The 18,461-nt window shown below is 70.9% G+C and carries 7 protein-coding genes; 1 reads left to right on the top strand and 6 read right to left on the bottom strand.

Annotated features, from left to right (window positions below):
* Nucleotides 1-83 precede the first annotated feature (83 nt).
* Nucleotides 84-3,191 carry a M10 family metallopeptidase C-terminal domain-containing protein gene (locus TSH64_RS00035; RefSeq protein ID WP_109095175.1) on the top strand — a complete coding sequence of 1,036 codons (3,108 nt, stop codon included), beginning with the start codon at nt 84-86 and terminating at the stop codon, nt 3,189-3,191.
* 15 nt (nt 3,192-3,206) lie between these two features.
* Here TSH64_RS00035 and TSH64_RS00030 read toward each other — a convergent pair whose 3' ends face one another.
* The 6 genes from TSH64_RS00030 to TSH64_RS00005 all read right to left on the bottom strand — a co-directional run.
* Nucleotides 3,207-4,070, bottom strand: coding sequence for an FkbM family methyltransferase (locus TSH64_RS00030; protein ID WP_199237383.1), 864 nt, complete (start codon nt 4,068-4,070; stop codon nt 3,207-3,209).
* Nucleotides 4,071-4,170: 100 nt separating this feature from the next.
* Nucleotides 4,171-6,432: a biotin/lipoyl-binding protein gene (locus TSH64_RS00025; protein WP_109095120.1), complete on the bottom strand. Its 2,262-nt coding sequence runs from the start codon at nt 6,430-6,432 to the stop codon at nt 4,171-4,173.
* Nucleotides 6,433-6,477: 45 nt separating this feature from the next.
* Nucleotides 6,478-7,938: an HlyD family efflux transporter periplasmic adaptor subunit gene (locus tag TSH64_RS00020; protein WP_109095119.1), complete on the bottom strand. Its 1,461-nt coding sequence runs from the start codon at nt 7,936-7,938 to the stop codon at nt 6,478-6,480.
* Nucleotides 7,935-8,798, bottom strand: a complete 864-nt coding sequence (locus TSH64_RS00015) for an efflux RND transporter periplasmic adaptor subunit (RefSeq protein WP_247872666.1) — start codon at nt 8,796-8,798, stop codon at nt 7,935-7,937. Before TSH64_RS00015 ends, TSH64_RS00020 begins: the two co-directional genes overlap by 4 nt.
* A complete protein-coding gene (locus TSH64_RS00010; RefSeq protein WP_247872665.1) occupies nt 8,795-10,975 on the bottom strand; it encodes a TolC family protein in 2,181 nt (726 codons plus the stop codon). Before TSH64_RS00010 ends, TSH64_RS00015 begins: the two co-directional genes overlap by 4 nt.
* A 123-nt stretch (nt 10,976-11,098) precedes the next feature.
* Nucleotides 11,099-18,461 (bottom strand): Ig-like domain-containing protein (locus TSH64_RS00005; RefSeq protein WP_199237381.1); only part of this gene is annotated, 7,363 nt, incomplete at its 5' end.

The following is an 18,461-nucleotide window of genomic DNA, read 5'->3' as shown; positions in this document are numbered from 1 at the left end:
GGTTTGCCTCCCCTTTCGATTGGGGAATGAAAGGTTGTAGAGTGGCGGAGCCGCAGATCCGCGGCCCGGATCCGCTCCCGTCCATGACGATCACCATTTCCGACCTGTCCGACGCCCCGGCCGGCACCGTGCCTGCCTGTTCCTGCCTGCTGTGCAATGCCGCCGGCTGGAGTGCCGCGCCGATTGCCGCAACCCCGGACCCGCAAGGTTCGGTTCCGCAGGGCGCCGCCTCCGCCACCGTCTCGGCCCTGCTGGCGACGGGGACGCCACGCTGGGGCAGCGGTGCTGCCGGCAGCGGGGCAACCGTCACCTACAGCTTCATGGAGCAGCTGCCGTCCTACGCCACCGTCTCGGACGGGACCGGTTTCGCGCCGCTGTCCGCCACGCAGCGCGACGCGGTGCGCCAGGCATTGGCCGCCTGGAGCGCGGTCGCCAACATCTTCTTCGTCGAGACCTCCGACAGCGCCAACAGCGGGCAGGGCGGGTCGATCCGCCTCGGCACCAACCGGCAAAGCTCCAGCGCCGCCTACGCCTATTATCCGAGCGGCTCGCTCTATGACGGCGGCGGCGACATCTACCTGTCCAACAGCAGTGCCGCCAACACCAGCCCGACGCTTGGAACCTACGGCTACCTGACCATCCTGCACGAGATCGGGCATGCCATCGGGCTGAAGCATCCCGGCAACTACAACGCCACCGGCGGCGGGGGCGAACCGCCCTACCTGTCCTCGGCCGAGGACAATTACCGCTACACGATCATGTCCTACAACAGGCACCCCAGCCTGGGTCTGAACGGGCTGGCGACGGGGCCGGCGCTGTACGACATCGCGGCGGCGCAGTACCTGTACGGTGCCAACACCAACACCCGCATCGGCGACGACCGCTATGCCTTCGCCAGCAACACGGTCGCGGTCAGCCAGTCCATCTGGGATGCCGGCGGCACCGACACCATCGATGCCGGCGGGCAGGCATCGGCTGTCAGCATCGACCTGACGCCCGGAGCCTTCAGCTCCATCGGCCCCAACGGGTCGGGCGGGCTGGCGGTGGGCAATGTGTCGATCGCCGCCGGCGTCACCATCGAGAACGCCATCGGCGGCAGCGGCAACGACATCCTGATCGGCAACGGCGCCAACAACCTGCTGATCGGCGGGGCGGGTGACGACACGCTGACCGGCGGGGCCGGCGACGACACGCTGCAGGGTGGCGGCGGAACCGACACCGCGGTCTACAACGGCAGCCGGTCCTCCTACACCGTCACCGTCACCTCCGACGGCGCCACCATTTCCGGCGGCGGCGAGGGCACCGACACGCTGACCGACGTCGAATTCGCCCTGTTCGCCGACACCCGCATCAGCCTGCTGCCTCCGGCGGTCGCCGCCAGGGCCGGCCGGGTTTCCATCGGTTCCTCCATCGCCATTGCCAGCCTGATCACGGCGACCGATCCGGCCGGCGGCCTCGTCACCCAGTATGAGCTGGTCGACAACACCAGCGGCGCCGGCTCCATCATGGTCGGCGGGACGGCCCAAGCTGCCGGCGCGGCGGTGCCGCTGACCGCGGCGGCCTTCGCCGGCGTCACCTTCGCCGCCTCCACCCTGCCCGGCATCGACGAGCTGTCGGTGCGCGCCTACAACGGCGTGGCGTGGAGCCGTTGGATCGGCTTCACCATCGCCTCGCGACCGGCCAACCGGCCGCCGGCCGTCCAGGGCGACAAGACCCTGACCGCCCTGGAGGCCGGGCCGGCCATCGCTCTCGGCATCGACCGGCCAAGCGACCCGGACGAAGGCGACAGCATGACGGTGACGCTGGTCCGCCTGCCGTCCGCCGGCACGCTCCGGCTCGCCAACGGCACCGCCGTCACGGCCGGGGTGACGCTGGGGGTGGCCGATCTGGCCGGCCTGACCTATCAGGCATCATCCGGCACCCCGGCGTCGCCGGGGTCCTTCGCCTACACCGTCACCGACAGCCAGGGGGCGGTCAGCGGCCAGACCGTGACCTTGCGGGTGACCACGCTGGCCGAGACGATGGCCGGCTTCGACCCGCTGGCCTATCTCGCCTCCAATCCCGACCTTGCCGCCGTCTTCGGCACCGACGCCGCGGCGGCGCGTGCGCATTACCTGTCCGTCGGCCGGGCGGAGGGGCGGGCGGCCCGGTCCTTCGACCCGCTCTCCTACCTCGCCGCCAATCCCGATCTGGTGGCGGCCTTCGGCTACGACCTTGCGGCGGCGAGCCGCCATTATCTGACCCTGGGCCGCCGGGAAGGGCGGTCGGCCGGCAGCTTCGACCCGCTGGCCTATCTCGCCGCCAACCCCGACCTCGCCGCCGTCTTCGGCACCGACACCACGGCCGCCACCCGCCATTATCTGTCCAGCGGCCAGCGGGAGGGGCGCAGCACCCGGTTCGACGGCTACGGCTATCTGGTGTCGAACCCGGATCTGGCGTCGGCCTTCGGGCTGGACCCGTCGGCGGCGGCCCGCCATTACGTGACCGCCGGCCGGGCCGAGGGGCGCGGCATCACCTTCGACAGCCTGGCCTATCTGGCCGCCAACCCCGACCTTGCCGCCGCCTTCGGCACCGACACCGCGCGGGCGGCCGGCCATTACCTGTCCAGCGGCCGGCGGGAGGGGCGCAGCACCAGCTTCGACGCGCTCTCCTATCTGGCGGCCAACCGCGACCTCGCCGCCGTCATCGGCAACGATCCCGTGCGGGCGGAGGAGCATTACATCCGCTATGGCCGGCTGGAGAACCGCAGCACCAGCTTCAACACCCACGACTATCTGCTGGCCAACCCGGATCTGCTGAGCGTCTTCCTGGGCAGCGAGCAGCAGGTGAAGCTCTATGTCGTCCTCTACGGCAACACGCCGCGGCGCGACGCCGCCGGCTTCGATGCGCTGAGCTATCTGGCCGCCAACCCGGATCTGGCGGCAACCTTCGGCACCGACACCGCCGCCGCCACCGCCCATTACCAGTCGACCGGACAGGCGGCCGGGCGGCCGACCCAATTCAACGCGCTTGCCTATCTGATGGCCAACCCCGACCTCCAGCGCGCTTTCGGCAGCGACCAGCAGCAGGCTCTGGTCCACTTCATCCAGTATGGCCGCAACGAGCCGCGCCCCAACCCGATCGGCTATGTCCGCCCGTCCACGGCGGGGTTTGCCGTGGACGGCGATGGGATGCTGGCGGCAGGAGGCTGATAGGGGGAGCAGGCTTCAGCGTTTGGCGATGCTGACGGCGGCAGGCTCGTTCGCCACGCTGTCCCAGACCCCGGCAACCGTTTCGATGCGGGAGAACAGGACGTTGCAGGTGTAGGTCTGCCTGACCTCGCTTCCGGGCGGCACGAGGCGGGGCAGGGCTCCGCCATGGTCGAGCAGGAACATGTGATAGCCGTGCTCCACCATGAACCGGCGCAGCTCGTGCTGGTTCGTGCGGTTCCTTGCCAGACCGGGAAGGTTGAGTTCGGCGGCGATGAAGTCGATCCTCTTCCCGTGAAGAAGCCCTTCGGCGCCCTTCAGGACATTCAACTCATGTCCCTCGGTGTCGATCTTCAGCAGGCGGATGCGCTCAAGGCCGTGCCGCTCCGCCAGACTGTCGAGCGTCTCGGCGCGGGCGACGAACTGCGTGATGGACTCGTTGCTTTCCAGCGCTTCTCCCGGCGTCTTCTCGGGCACGACGCCGCCATTGCTGTCGTTGGTCCCGTTCGATCCGAAGACGATCTCTCCGTTGCGATCGCTGATCGCAACGTTTTCGATGAAAAGATGCGAGACATCGTTCAGCGCGGCGCTGTCGCGGATCAGGGCCGCCAGTCCGGGATTGGCCTCGGCGGTGACCACGCGTCCCTGTGCGCCCACCGCGGTCGCGGCAAGCATGGTGAAATAGCCGGCATTGCCGCCGACATCGACGGCGGTATCGCCGGAGCGAAGAACCTTCAGGAACAGCAGCGACGTTTCGTGTTCGTACATCTGGCCGCCAAGGAAATGGGCGATGACGTCACGCTGGGCCATATCCTGCGGATCGAGCTGCAAAAAGAACGTCGTTCCATTCGAAGCAACGATGTTGAATTTTTGAAGAGCCATGGTCCGCCGATCCGTCGCTGAAAGCCGGAAGCACTTTATGAGCATGGGCTTTCCAGATCAACGCTTCCACCAGCGGCGGGATTTCAGGCGGGCCCAAGCTTCAGAACCCCGTCTCGCGGATCAGCACCGATGCGGCCATGCGCCAGAAGCGTTCGGCGATGCTGCGGGCCTCGCCCGCCACGCGGACGATGCCGCGGGTGACGCGCTCCGGCCCGTCCTGTGCGCCGGCTGTGGCACCCTGCCCGACCTTCACCGGTTCGACGTCCAGGGTGATGCGGTAGACCGCCTCCACCGGGGCGAGCGCGCTGCGGGTGGAGCCGCCATGGGGCTGCTGGCCCGGCTGGGAGCCCGCCTGCCCCTCCACCGCCACCGGCCCGCCATTGACCGAGGCCAGCGCCGGCACGTCCAGAACCGACACGGCGACCGGGTCGACCGCGCGCACCGTCGCCGCGCGCCGGGGGGCCAGTGGATCGTCGGGGTGGAACTGCGCTCCGGCCCCCGGGCTCAGCCGGTCGAAATCGCTTTCGCCGACATAGCCGACCAGCTCGCCGCTGCCCGGCGCCACCACCATCGCCAGCGGCAGTTTCGGACCGATCCAGCGGCCGGGGATCAGCGCATCCTCCATGTCGCGCACGGTGCCTGACAGGGGAGCGCGCACCACCAGCCGGTCGCGGCTGTCGAGAATGCCCTGCCGCTCGGCCAGGGCGGCGGCCAGATCCTCCTCCATCGCCCGCACGCGGTCGAGCTGCTCGCGGCTGGCGGTCAGGCGGGCGATCTGCTCCTGCATCCAGTCGATGCGCAGTTCGGCCTGCCGCAGCTTGCCCTCCAGGTCGGGGGCGGTCAGGCGGAACAGCGGTTCGCCCTCCACCACGCTCTGGCCGCGGGCGACCAGCGTCTCCTCCAGCCGGGCGGGGAAGGGGGCGTAGACGGTGGCGAACCCCGACGCCCGCCAGACCACCGGCACCGACACGGTGGCGGTCACCGGCAGCAGGGTCAGCCCGACCGCCGCCGCCAGCCCGGCCAGCGTCAGCCCGGTGCGCAGGTTCATATGGAAACGGTCGCGCAGAGACCACCAGGCCTTGGCCTCGGTTAGGAAGGGACGCGCGACGAACCAGCCGATCTCGATGACGAACAACAGGATCCCCAGAACCTTGATGGCGACGTGGTAGACCAGCAGCGCGATGCCGAGGAACAGCACCAGCCGGTAGACCCAGGTGGCGTAGGAATAGGCCAGCAGGATGCGCCGCCGCCCCGCAGGCATCTCCTCCGGCGGAGCCATGCCGAGGCCGAACAGCCACTCCCGCAGCTTCCAGCGCGCCATGGCGAAGGCGCGATCCTGCAGGTTGGGCACGTCCAGCGCGTCGGACAGCAGGTAATAGCCGTCGAAGCGCATGAAGGGGCTGAGGTTGATCGCCAGCGTGGTGACCCAGCTGACCGTCGCCAGGAAATAGGCGGCGCTGCGCAGTGGTCCGTCGGGCAGGAAGCTCCAGGCCAGCGTGGCGAAGACGGCGATCGTCAGCTCGGTGGCCATGCCGGCGGCCCCCACCGCCAGCCGCTGCCGGCGCGACACCAGCCTCCAGGCGTCGGTGGTGTCGGTGTAGAGCACCGGCCACATCACCAGGAAGGCCACCCCCATGGTCGGCACCCGGCAGCCGAAGCGCTTGGCGGTGTAGGCATGGCCAAGCTCGTGGCAGATCTTGGTGCCCAGCAGGGTGACGCCATAGAGCGCCAGCCCTTCGGGCGAGAAGAAATGCTGGAAGGTGTGCAGGAAGGCATCCCACTGCCGCGCCACCAGCAGCCCGGCCAGGAGCGCGGTCAGCAGCACCGCGACCATCCAGGCCCGGCTGTAGAGCGGCGCCACCAGCCCCACCGTCGCCGACAGGAAGCGGTCCGGCCGCACCAGCGGGATGCGGAAGAACAGGTAGTTGTGGACCAGCCACCAGAACCAGCCGGTGTGCCGCGCCGCCGCCTGCCGCGCCAGAAAGGCGGTGTCGGTCGTGACGGTCAGGTTGTTGGCCGCCAGGAACTGGTAGAAGCCGATGACGTCCTCGACCGTCGGCTCGAACAGGCTCTGCTCCGCCACCGCCGTGGCGATGGCGCGCGGGTTGGCATGGTGCCAGTGGGCGATCAGCGCGAAGCCTTCCGGCCCGATGCGGAAATAGCGGTTGCGCACCGGGTCGTGGATGGTCCAGCCCGGCGCCCCGTCCTGTCCCGCCGGCGCCGGCAGCAGGGCCAGGTCGTCGCGCAACCCCGGCAGCCGCAGGGACGCCAGCGGGTCGGCCGGGGCGAAGCTGGCTGCATGGCCTCCGGTGGAGGGGCCTTCGGTGGAGGAGCCGGCGGAAGGAGTGAGGGCGATGGACACGGGAGTCCTCGGGTTTGCCGTCGGGTTTGCCTTGGGAGGGCTGCCTCAGATGCCCAGCGACTGGCGCAGCAGGGCCAGCGGGCGGCGGAACAGGTAAAGCGCCAGCGGCACGCGGTCGCCCAGGATCTTGGCGGTGCCGCGCAGGCCGATGCGGGGCGGGGCCTCTCCCGCGTCCAGCGCCGCCTTGACCCGGTAGGACAGCACGCCGGCGGCCGACAGGCCGGCTTCGTAGCTGGCATGGGTCAGCCGCGCCCGCAGCGGGTGGAGCGGATCGACGTTCAGGAACAGCTCCACCGGGGAACCCGGCTCCAGCACCAGGGCGTCGCCGACCGGCACCATGATGTCGATCTCCGGCGCCTGCGGGTCGGCCAGGGTCAGCACGCGCTCGCCCACCGACACCGGCTTGCCCAGCCAGTCGTTGATGTCGGTGAAGACGGCGATGCCGGCGCGCTCGGCCTTCACCGTCACCCGCTCCAGCAGGTCGCGGGCGAGCGCCATCTCGGCCCGGCGCAACTCCACCTGGGCGCGGAGCTGGGCGATGCGCGCCTTGGTCTGCGGGTCGGCGAAGGCGGCCTGCGAGGCGGTCAGCAGTTCGGCCTCCGCCTGGGTCAGCCCCTTGCGCGCCACCTCGAAGCGGCTGCGCAGGACGGTGGACTCGAAACTGAACAGGGGCTGGCCGGCCGCCACCGGCTGGTTCGGCTGCACATGGAACCGCTCGATCACACCGTCCAGCGGGGCGGCGACGATCACCGGATTGCTGGTCTGGATCTCGGCCGGGGCCAGGGTCGACATCGGCACCGGGATGGCGAGCGCGCCGGCGACGGCCAGCAGCGCCAGCAGCGGCAGCAGGGTCCGGCGCAGCCCGTGCCGCTTCGTCCGCTTGCCCGACAGCGCCCACCAGGCATGGCCGTAGCCTTCGGCCAGATGGCTCAGCAGCAGGATTTCGCCGTCGGTCCAGGGCTCGTCACGGCCGAGCCACAGGCCGGCCAGCGGCGGTGCTGCCTTTTCCGCCGCGGCGGCGGGCGCCGCTCCCCCGGGGGCTTCCCGGGGCGCCTCCTGCGGGGATTGCGGCTTGCGCAGCGGGCACCACAGCACCTGCGCCGGCCCCCATTCCCCCCAGACGCTGCGCACGGAGGCGGGCAGGGTGGCGGGATCGACGACGTGGACGCTGTTGGCGTCGTGCCCGGTGGCGACGGCGCGCACCGCCTCCTCCAGCCATTGGGCGAAGGGGGCGTTCGGCTCCAGCACCGCGATGTTGGACACCGCCCCCAGCGTCGCCCGTCCGCGCTCGCCCACCGTCAGGAAGGCCGCCTGGCGATAGGCGATCAGCCGGCGGGTCTGGTTGACGATGTGATAGCGCAGCTCCGGCGCCGTCGCCTGCCGCCAGGCCTGCCGCTGCAACTCCAGCAGCATCAGCAGGCCGTTGACGGGCTGCGCGCCTCCCTGCGGCGTCCCTTGCGGCGGAGCCGCCTGCTGGGGCGGGGTCTGGGCCATGGCTGTGCTCATGGCTTCGCAGTTCCGGGTCTGGGGGCGCCGCCCTGATTTCCAGCCCCTTGGTTCCCGGTCGGCAGAGAAGACAGCGCGGGCTCGGGGAAGATGGCGGTGCCGCTCATGCCGGCGATCATGCCAGACGGAACGCCCTCGCCGGTCAGCTTGGCGGTGACCTTCACCGACTGGCTGGCCGGATCGACCTTGGCACCGGGCAGCACGACCTCGCCGGGCAGGGTGGCGCCGGTTTCGTCGACGCGCAGGTCGAAGCGCTGCCCCGGCCTCAGCCACACCAGCCAGGAGGAAGGAACGATCAGCTCCACCTTCAGGTCGCGGTCGGACAGGATCTCCAGCAGCGGCGCGCCGGCGGCGACCGACTCATGCTCCTGGATGCGGCGTTCGACCACCCGGCCGTCGAAGGGCGCCTTGACGTCGCAGCGCCGGGCCTGCACCTCGGCCTTGCGGACGTCGGCGCGGGCGACCTGGGCCTTGGCCTCGGCCAGCTGCACCTCCGCCTCGCCGATGGAGCGCAGGCTGTTCAGGCGCCGGTTGACCCGCGCCGTCACCTCGGCCGCGTTCAGCTGGGCGCGGGCGCCGTCCAGTTCCGCCTGATAGCTGGAGCAGTCGAAGCCGACCAGCAGCTCGCCGGCCTTGAAGCTCTGGCCGGCATCGACGCTCATGCGGGCGATGCGGCCGGGGATCTCGGAGGAGAGGACGGCGTGCCGCCGGGCCTCGATCAGGGCGCGGACCTGCCCCTGGGACGCGTCCTGAGCCACCGCCGGGGTGGAGGCGAGGCCCCCACCCACCAGCGCGATCAGGAGAGCGGCGCCGGCAGCAATGCCGGGCCAGCCACGGGGACGACCACCGGGACGGATCACAGCGACGCGAGCCGATCGGCGGTCTGGCTGTCGGACTGCTGCTCTTGGGCCGAAAGGGTACGAACAGTGCATTCCCGCTGACTATCCTTCACACGATGGCAGAACCGTTCGGCCGCGGCGCGGTCGGTGAAACCGCCTGCGCGCAGTTGGACGATGGTCTTGCCGTCTTGGCTGCGCCGGCTGGCGACATACAGGGCGCCAACCCCGCTGCCCTCCGTTTCCAGGCGTTTGGCGATGATACCCCATTCCTTCTCGGCAAGCCTGTGGCTTGCGTAAGCCCCGAGTTCAGCCTGGATGACGGGAGAGAAGGAGGCCGTCGCAACCGGGGAAGCGACCTGGGTGGCGGCTGGTGCCACCGGGGCAGGAGCGGAAACGGCAGCCTGAACCGGAGCGGGAACCGGCACCGGGGCAGGAGCGGGAGAGGACGCGGGCGCCTGCGCTGCGGAGGAGGCCGGCACGACGGGCATGGCGGCCGGAGCCGGTCCGGCTGCAACGGGAGCAGGGGCCGGAGTGGGGGTGGGGACGGTCGCGACCGGAACCGGCTTGTTGACCGGCTTTTGTTTCACCGCGTCCTGCTTGACCGGCTCCGGCTTCGGGGCTTCCTGGGCGGCGGTCTTGGGCGCAGCCATCAGGTCCTTGACGCGCATCACGCTGTTGGCCCGGTCCTGCCAGGAGGAGAGGCCCCGGCTCACCGCCTGGGTCAGGGTGGGCAGGTCGTTGGCGGCCATCGTCTCGGGCAGCGGGTCGACGCCGGCCGACACCATCACGCGGGCATAGGCGTTGTGCAGGTCGGCCAGCACCAGGTCGCGGCGCAGGTCGGACAGCAGCGCCGTCACCTCCGACTGGATCACGCCAAGCTCGCCGACCTGCCCGGCCTCGCCGACGTTGGTGTATTGCGAGCGGATGCGGGTGTCGAGGTCGGCCTGCTCGGCGGTCAGGGCGAACTCCTGCTTCAGCTCGCGGTACTGAAGCACCGCCACATGCACCTGGCTCAGCACCGCCATGCTCAGCGCCTGACGGCGGAAGGCGATCAGCTCCTCCTGCGCCTCAGCGTAGGATTTGGTGGCGGGGGCCGACACCAGATTGATCAGGTTCCAGCTGATCCGCGCGCCGTAATCGGCCCAGCGCTGGTTCAGCAGGAAGCTGTTGCTGTCGTAGCGCAGGGCGGCGTTGACGTCGATGCCCGGCAGCAGCTTCAGCAGCGACCGCCAGGTCTCGTCGGCGGAGATGCGCTGGTTGTAGCTCTCCTCCAGCAGCTCCGGCCGGTTCAGCAGGGCGTAGGTCTCCAGCGCCTCGGCGCCGACATCCAGCTTGGGCGGCGACTGCATGACGCTGGCCGCCGGCATCTCGATCTCGAACGGCTCGCCCGGCGGCAGGCCCATCAGCGCGCCCAGCTGCGACTTCGACGCCACCAGCTCGCGGCGCAGCGACTGCAGCTGGCGCAGCGTCTCGACCAGGGTGCGGGTGTAGTTGAGCGCCTGCAGCGGCGCCTGGACGCGCAACGCCTCCAGCGTGCGGGCATCGCGGCGGGCGCCCTCGACACGCTTCTCCAGCGGGGCCAGCCGCTTCAGCAGCCGCTCGGCGGCGACGGCGCGCCAATAGGCGGTGCGCACGTCCTGCATGATGCCCTGGACGACGCGGCGGCGGCGCTCGTCGGCGATCAGCACCAGATTGGCGTTCTGCCGCGCCCGCAGATAGCTGACGCCGAAGTCCAGCACGTTCCAGGTGAAGGCGAGGTCGCCGGTGCGGCGGTGCCTGTCGGTGGCGGTGGTGCTCTCGCCCGTCCGCCGGCCGGTGGCGAGGTTCAGGCTCTCCGACCCGGCGTCGTTGTTGCGCCCGACATAGCCGGCCGCCGCCACCACGCGCGGCAGCATGTCATAGCGCGACAGGTCCAGCTGGTCGGTGGCGACCGCCACCTCCATCAGCTTCACCCGTTCGTCGAGGTTGTACTTGATGGCCCGCGCCATCGCCTCGTCCATCGAGACCGCCTTGGTCAGCGGCTCCTGCGGCGTCAGGACGACACCCAGATCCTTGCGGACGCGCGCCAGATTCTCCTCGGCCGTCAGCGGCTCGGGTTTGACCGCGCAGCCCGCGGCCAGCAGGGATGCCGTCAGAACGGCGACGGGAACCACCGAAGAAAGCAAGCGGCGGCGGAGGTGAGCGGTCGAAGTCTTCATGGCGGGAGCAATTCCGTTCGGCGGAAAAGGATTGGATGAGGGAAAAGCGACGCGGGAATGAGAAGGACGGCGGGAAAGACCCCGGGTGAGAAGGATGGGTGGGGATGGGGAGCCGGGCCGCCGTCAGGCGGCCCGGCTGTCGGGCAGGATGTGGCTGGCGAGTGCGGCCAGCAGGTCGGCGGCGCCGGTCGGGCCGCCATGGGCGCGGGCGACCTGACGGGCGAAGCCGGGGGAGGCCGGCATGATCTCGGCGCGGGTGTCCGCTCCGCGCTCCGCCGGCCGGCCGCTGCCGTCCGCCGGGGTGCCGCCGCCATCCTGGGGAGCGCCCTGGTTTTGCGGCTGGCCCTGCTGCTCGCCCTGGCCCTGACCCTGCTGGCCCTGGCCTTGCTGACCCTGTTGGCCCTGGTTCCCCGGCTGTCCGGCCGTCGGGCCGCGGCCCTGCCCGGTGCCGAGGCCGGTCCCCCGGTCCTGGCCTTGGCCCTGAATCTGGCCCTGACCCTGACCCTGACCGTTGTTCTGGCCGGTGCCCTGGATGCCGGTCTGGCCGGGAGTGCCCTGGCCGTTGGTGCCGGTGCGCGTCGTGCCGCCCGTGCCGGTCGTGGTGCCGCCGCTGGCGGTTCCCGTGTTGCTTCCGGTCCCCGTGCCGGTCCCTCCGAGCGTGCCGCCGGTGCCGCCGGTGCCGCCGAGGCCCGTGCCGCCCAGGCTGCCGCCGCCCAGACCGCTACCAAGGCCGCCGCCACCGAGGCCACCCAAACCGCCGCCCAGCCCGCCACCGAGACTGCTTCCCCCCAGTCCGCTGCTGGAACTGCCGGAACCGGAGGAACTGCCGCCGATGCTGGTGAGCGTCACCGACCGGCCGGCATCCGTGCTGGCGGAGCTGCCGCCGACGCTGCCCAGCGTCACCGACCGGCCGGCATCCGTGCTGGCGGAGCTGCCGCCGACACTGCCCAGCGTCACCGAGCGACCGGCATCCGTGCTGGCCGAACTGCCGGGGATGCCGGCGCTGCCGCCGCTGCCGCCGCCCGGCAGGCTCGGGCCCGACCCGCCACCCAACACGCTGCCGCCCAGCACACTGCCCGAGGACGAGCCGTTGGAGGACGGGCCGTTCGACGAGGAACCGAGCGCCGAGCTGCCGGACTGTGACGGACCGTTGCCGCTGCCGGTGACCGGCGTGGTGATCGCCGGGCTGTTGGTCGTGTTGACGGTGGGGGTGGTCGTCGTGGTGGTGGTGACGCGGGCCACCGCGACCGTCACCGTGGTCGCGGTGGAGCTGTTGCCGACGAGGTCGCGGGCCTGGATGCTGATCGACCGGCTGGTCGCCGTGCCGGTGAAGCTCGGGTCGCTGGCGCTCGACCGCAGCCCGATCGCCCGCACCGCCGCCTGATAGTCGGCGGCCGACGCCACGCCGGTCAGCACGATGCCGGCGCCGTCGCGGGTCGCGGTGATGCCGGCCGGCAGGGCGCCGATCACCAGCTCGTCGCCGCTGCGGGCGTCGGTCAGGGTGACCGTCACCCGGTTCAGCGAGCTGGCGTCCGACAGCGACACCGCGGTTCCCAGCGTCGCCGTGCCGCCGGCGGTCAGCGTCGGGGCAGAGCCGCCGGACACCGTCGGGGCCTGGGTGTCGACCGTCAGGCTCAGCGTGCCCGAACGGCCGATGTTGCCGGCGCGGTCGGTGGCGGTGGTGACCACGTTGTGGCTGCCGTCGGCCAGCGGGGCGGTGACGGCGAAGCTCCAGCGCCCGTCGCTGCCGGTCGTGGCCGTGCCGACGGTGACGCCGTCGACGATGACCGTGACCGCGCTGTTCGGATCGGCGCTGCCGGTCAGGATCGGACGGCCGGTCGAGATGACGTTGGCCGAATTGTCGATACCGGAGATCGCCGGGGTCGACAGCACCGGCGCCGTGGCATCGATGGTCAGCGTCAGCGCCGCCGAGGTGCCGCTGCTGTTGCCGGCCCGGTCGGTCGCCCGGCTGGTGACGGCATGGGTGCCGTCGGCCAGCGGGGTGGCCGGCGTGAAGCTCCAGCTGCCGTCGGAGCCGGCGATGGTGGTGCCGACCGCCACGCCGTCGACCAGGACGGTGACGGTGGACCCGGCTTCCGCCGTGCCGCCCAGGGTCGGGCGGTTGAGGCTGGTCACCCCGTCGGTGGCGGAGCTGCCGGTGTCCTGCCCGGGCGCCAGCACCGGGGCCGGGGGGGTGTCCGGCGCCACGGTGTCGACCAGGACGTTCTGCAGGCCCGGCAGGCCGGTCAGCGCCGTGGGCAGCGGGAGGCCGGCCTTGTCGGCGATGCCGCCGCCGTTGAGGTTCAGCCCGGTGACGGCGATGCCGTCGGCGTCGCTGTCGCCCGCCTGCACCACATAGTCGAAGCGCAGGGTCGTCCCGCTGCTGCCCGTGGGGGTGTAGACCGCCTGGCGGGTCTGGCCGCCGATGTCCAGCGTGATCGTCGGGGTGCCGTTGACGATCACCACCTCGCTGGCCTGGATGTAGAAGCTCAGCGTCTTGCCGAGGCCGTACACGCCGTCGTTTGGCACGATGACGCTGCGGATCGCCGGCGCCGTGGTGTCGATGGCGATGTCCTTGTTCAGCCCCAGCGACCGCGCGTCACCCGGCATCGTCAGGGTCAGGATGCCGGCGTTGCCGGCAATGTCCGTGATCGATCCCGCCAGGGCCGAGGTGCCGATGGCATCCAGGTCGGCGGCGGTGTCGCCGGCCTGCACCGTGTAGGTGAAGGTCAGCGTGCTGGTCCCGGCCCCGCTGCTGTAGACGGCGGTGCGGCCGGTGTTCAGCGCCAGCGTCGGCGTGCCGCTGACGGCCACCGCCTCGCTGAAGCTCACCTGGATCGAGATGGTCTGGCCGGTGGTGTAGGTGCCGTTGTCGGTGCTGGAGGTGACGTTGGTGACGGTGGGAGGGACGCTGTCGATGCGGGCGCCGCCGGTATCGGCGACGTTGCCCGGCGTCCGCACCGCGGCGTTGCCGGCCAGGTCGGTGATCGTGCCGCCGGTCAGGGCGGAGACCAGGCGGACGCCGTCGCTGTCGCTCAAGCCCGCCTGCACCGTGTAGCGGAAGGTCAGGCTGGTGCCGCCCGACCCCGACACGTAGGCCGCCTGCACCACCGTGCCGTCGTCCAGCGTGATCGGCAGGATCGGGCTGCCCGTCACCGTCACCGCCTCGTTGAAGGCGACGGTGAACTCCATCACATCGCCGGCCTTGTAGATGCCGCCGGTCGGCACCGACACCGAGGACACCGTCGGCGCCGTGGTGTCGATGACGATGTTCTTGGTGCCGCCCAGCGACGATCCGCCGCCGACCGCCGGCAGGGTCGTCGCCGCGTCATTGCCGGCGGTGTCGGTGATCGTGCCGCCGTTCAGCGCCAGCGCGCCGGTGGAGGCGTAGTCGAGGTCGGCGGCGGTGTCGCCGGCCTGCACCGTGTAGGTGAAGGTCAGCGTGCCGGTCCCCGAGCTGCCGCTGTAGGTGGCGGTCCGCCCGTTGCTCAGCGTGATGGTCGGGGTGCCGTTGACGATCACCGTCTCGGACAGGCTGACCTGGATCGAGATGGTGTCGCCGGCCTTGTAGCTGCCGTCGGCGGTGGAGGAGGTGACGCCCGTCACCGTCGGCGCCGTGCTGTCCACCGTCACCGACAGCCCGCTCGAGGCGGGGGAGACGTTGCCGGCTGCGTCCGTCGCCTTGACGGTGAGGGTGTGCGGCCCGGTCGACAGGGCGGTGGCGACGGTGACCGAATAATTGCCGGAGCCGTCCGCCGTACCGGTGCCCAGCACCGTGGTGCCGTCGGTGTCGTACAGCGTCACCGTGCTGTTGGGCTCCGCCGTGCCGGTGATCGTCGGGGTGGTGGTCCTGGTGATGCCGTCGCTGGCGGAGATGCCGGTATCGCTCGCCGCCGGCAGGACCGGCGTGCCCGGTGTCGCCGGCGCGCTGGTGTCGACGGTGACCGACAGCCCGCCCGAGACGCTGGAGACGTTGCCGGCCGCGTCCGTCGCCTTGACGGTGAGGGTGTGGGTTCCCGGCGTCAGCGCCGTGGTGGCGGTGACCGAATAGTTGCCGGAGCCGTCCGTCGTGCCGGTGCCCAGCACCGTGGTGCCGTCGGTGTCGTACAGCGTCACCGTGCTGTTGGGCTCCGCCGTGCCGGTGAAGGTCGGCGTGGTGTTGCTGGTGACGTTGTCGGTGCTCGAGCTGCCGCTGTCGGTGCCCGCCGTCATGTCCGGGGCGGTCGGCGCGCCCGGCGCCGTGGTGTCGACGATGATCGCCTTGTTGGCGCCCAGCGAGTTCGCCGCCCCTGGCGCCGCCAGGGTGAGGATGGCCGCCAGGCTGGTGGAGCTGTCGGCGATCGTGCCGCCGTTCAGCGCCAGCGCAGCGGTGGAGGCGTAGTCGAGGTCGGCCGACGTATCGCCGGCCTGCACTGTGTAGGTGAAGGTCAGGGTCGTGCCGCCCGACCCGCTGGAATAGGTGGCCGTCCGCCCGGTGCCGAGCGCCAGGGTCGGCGTGCCGGTCACCGTCACCGCCCGGTTGAAGGTGATGGTGATCGAGATGGTGTCGCCGGCCTTGTAGCTGCCGTCGGCGGTGCTGGCGCTGACCGACGAGACGGTCGGGTTGACGATGCCGTTCAGCACCAGGTCGTTGCCGGTGCCGCCGGCATAGTCGACCGTATAGAGGTCGCCGTTGCTGGTCATGGTGGCGCCCTGCGCCAACCCCGACAGCGTGTTGGACAGCGTGCCGGCGCCGGTCTGGTCGATCACCCTGTAGCTGGCGTTGGTCGCGGCGAAGCCGTTGACGCGGGTGACGGTGATGGCGCTGGAGCCGCTGGACAGCGTGACGCCGCCGCTGACGATCACCTGGTCGTAGTCGGTGCCGGCGGTGGTGGTGCCGGCGATCTCGACCGCCAGGGTGCCGCTCAGCGACAGGTTGCCGTTGACGGTCAGGCTGCCGACGCCGTTGTTGGTCCCGGCGATACCGGGCGCCAGGGTGGCGCCGGACGCGACCGTCAGCGTGTTGGACGAGCTGGCGGCGAAGATCGAGCCGGTGCCTCCCAGCGTCGCCCCCGACGCCACCGAGACGGCGCTGGTGCCGCCGAGCGCCCCGGTCACCAGCAGGGTGCCCACCGACACGGTGGTCGGTCCGGCGTAGCTGCTGGTGCCCGACAGGGTCAGCGTGCCGCTGCCCGTCTTGGTCAGTCCGTCGTTGCCGCCGATGGCGCCAGACAGCGTCACGGCGACGCCGGTGTCGATGGTGGCGCCGTTGACCCCGGTGTCGAAGGCGTTGTCGATGGTGCCGGCCCCGGTCACCGTCAGCGTGCCGCCGTTCAGCGTCACCGTGCCGGTGCCCAGGTTGTCGTCGCCGGCCACGCTCAGCGTGCCGCCGCTCCGCACCCTCATCTCTCCGCTGAAGCCGCCGCTGTTGGAGCCCGACAGCGTCATCGTGCCGCTGCCGTCGAGACTGAAGGCACCGCTGCCGGTCAGGGTGCCGGAGAAGGTGGTCGAGCTGTTGTTCACCCCGGTGGTCAGGGTGTTGGCGCCGATCGCCACCGTGCCGGATCCGCTCAGCGAACCGATGGTCTCGTCGCTCGACAGGGTCAGGGTGGTGCCGGTGGCGACGGACACCGCGCTGCTGTCGCCGATCGCCGACCCGCCCGACACCGTCAGCCCGCCGCCCGACAGGGTGGTCGCGCCGCTGTAGCTGTTGGCCCCGGACAGGGTCAGCGTGCCGCTGCCCGCCTTGGTGAAGCCGCCCAGTCCGCCGATCACGCCCGCCATGGTGGCGTTGCTGCCATAGGTGGCAGTTAGGACCATGCCGTTGTCGATGGTGACGTCGGTGGCGGCGCTGCTGTTGCCGGTCAGCGCGCCGACCGTCTCGCTGGCGCTGACCCGGAACACGCCGGAGCCGCTGAGGGTGACGGAGCTGGAATCGCCGATCGCCGACCCGCCCGAGGCGATCAGCGTGCCGGCCGAGATCGCCCAGTTGCCGGTATGGGTGTTGGTGCCGCCGAGCGTCAGGGCGCCGGCCCCCTGTTTCTCGACGGCGTTCGTGCCGGAGATCACCCCCGACAGCGTCACCGCGCTCGCGTTGGAGATGATCGCCGCATCGTTGTTGATGACGATGGCGTTGGTGACCGTGGTGCTGGCGCCGGTGATCTTCAGCGTCGTGTTCAAGGTGACGGCGCCGCTGCCCAGATTGTCCGAACCGGTCACCGAAAGGCCGTTCGCCCCGCTGACCGTGGTGCCGCCCGAATAGCTGTTGCTCCCGCTCAGCGTCAGCAGCTGGCCGCCGGTCTTGGCCAGCGACCCGCTGCCGGTGATGGCGCCCGACAGGATGGCGGCCGAGCTGGCGACATTGACCGTGCCGTTCGACGACCCCAGCGCGATGTCGTTGTCCACCGTGCCGCCGCCGAGGTTGCTGAGCAGCAGCGTGCCGCCGTTCAGCGTGACCGTGCCGGTTCCCAGATTGCTGTCGGAGCCGATCCCCAGGGTGCCCGCCGTGACGCTGATGGTGTTCAGCCCGGTGCCCGAGGTGCCGCCGGACGTCGTGTTGTTGGTGCCGCCCAGCACCAGCCTGCCGTCCCCGCTCTTGCTCAGGGCCGAGGTGACGGTGCCGTCGTCGGCCAGGGTGGAGTTGATCGTCAGCATGTCGCCCGTGGCGACGCTGATGCCCAGACCGCTGCCCAGCGTAAAGCCGTTGCCGGTGATGGTCAGCGAGCGGCTGTTGCCGCTGCTATCCATCGCCAGGGTGACGCCGTCGCGCACCGTGTAGGTGCCGCCCAGCGTGATGGTGCCGGACAGGCTGGAGGCAAACCGGATGGTGATCGGTCCGGACTGGTTGTTGGCGATGGCCAGGGCCTCGTACAGGTCGAGACCGCCGCCATCCGCCACGTCCGACGAATAGGTGCCGGTGGGGGCGCTGGAATCTATGGCGTTGACCGTCACCACCAGATCCCCGGCGACGGTGACGGTGACGGTCTGGTCGGTGGTGCCGCCATGGCCGTCATCCGCACGGACCACGACCGTGTAGCTGCCGGCCGTCAGGTTGGCGGCGTTGACCGCGGTCAGCGCGCCGGTGGACCCGTCGATGGCGAATTTCGCGAAATCACCGCCGCTGGAGACGCTGTTGACGCTGACCAGGCTGTAGCTGCGGGTGTCGTTCTCCGCATCGCTTGCCGCCGCGGTGATCACCGCGGCATTGGTTCCGTCATAGATGCTCAGGCTGGCGCTGGTGGACGAGGTGAAGACCGGTGCGCTGTTGGTGATGGCGGTGTAGGCCGAGGTCGCCGTCTGGGTGCCGCCCTGTCCATCGTTGGCGGTCACCACCACGCGCAGGTACTTGTGGCCGTCCGAACTGCTCAGCGTGTAGTTGGCGCTGGTCGCACCGCTGATCGCGGTCAGGTTGGTGCCGCTGTTGTCGTCGGCCCTGTACCATTGGTAGCTGTAGGTCCGGCCATCGCCGTCGGCATCGCTCCAGGTGCCGTTGGTGGTGCTCAATGCG

It is taken from the genome of Azospirillum sp. TSH64, from assembly GCF_003116035.1.
Lineage (GTDB): Bacteria > Pseudomonadota > Alphaproteobacteria > Azospirillales > Azospirillaceae > Azospirillum.
This window is presented reverse-complemented; position numbering and strand designations above follow the sequence as displayed.

Excerpts from the sequence above, each read along its gene's own strand:
- TSH64_RS00035 (WP_109095175.1), top strand. The coding sequence starts at position 84 with ATGACGATCACCATTTCCGACCTGTCCGACGCCCCGGCCGGCACCGTG.
- TSH64_RS00030 (WP_199237383.1), bottom strand. The coding sequence starts at position 4,070 with ATGGCTCTTCAAAAATTCAACATCGTTGCTTCGAATGGAACGACGTTC.
- TSH64_RS00020 (WP_109095119.1), bottom strand. The coding sequence starts at position 7,938 with ATGAGCACAGCCATGGCCCAGACCCCGCCCCAGCAGGCGGCTCCGCCG.
- TSH64_RS00010 (WP_247872665.1), bottom strand. The coding sequence starts at position 10,975 with ATGAAGACTTCGACCGCTCACCTCCGCCGCCGCTTGCTTTCTTCGGTG.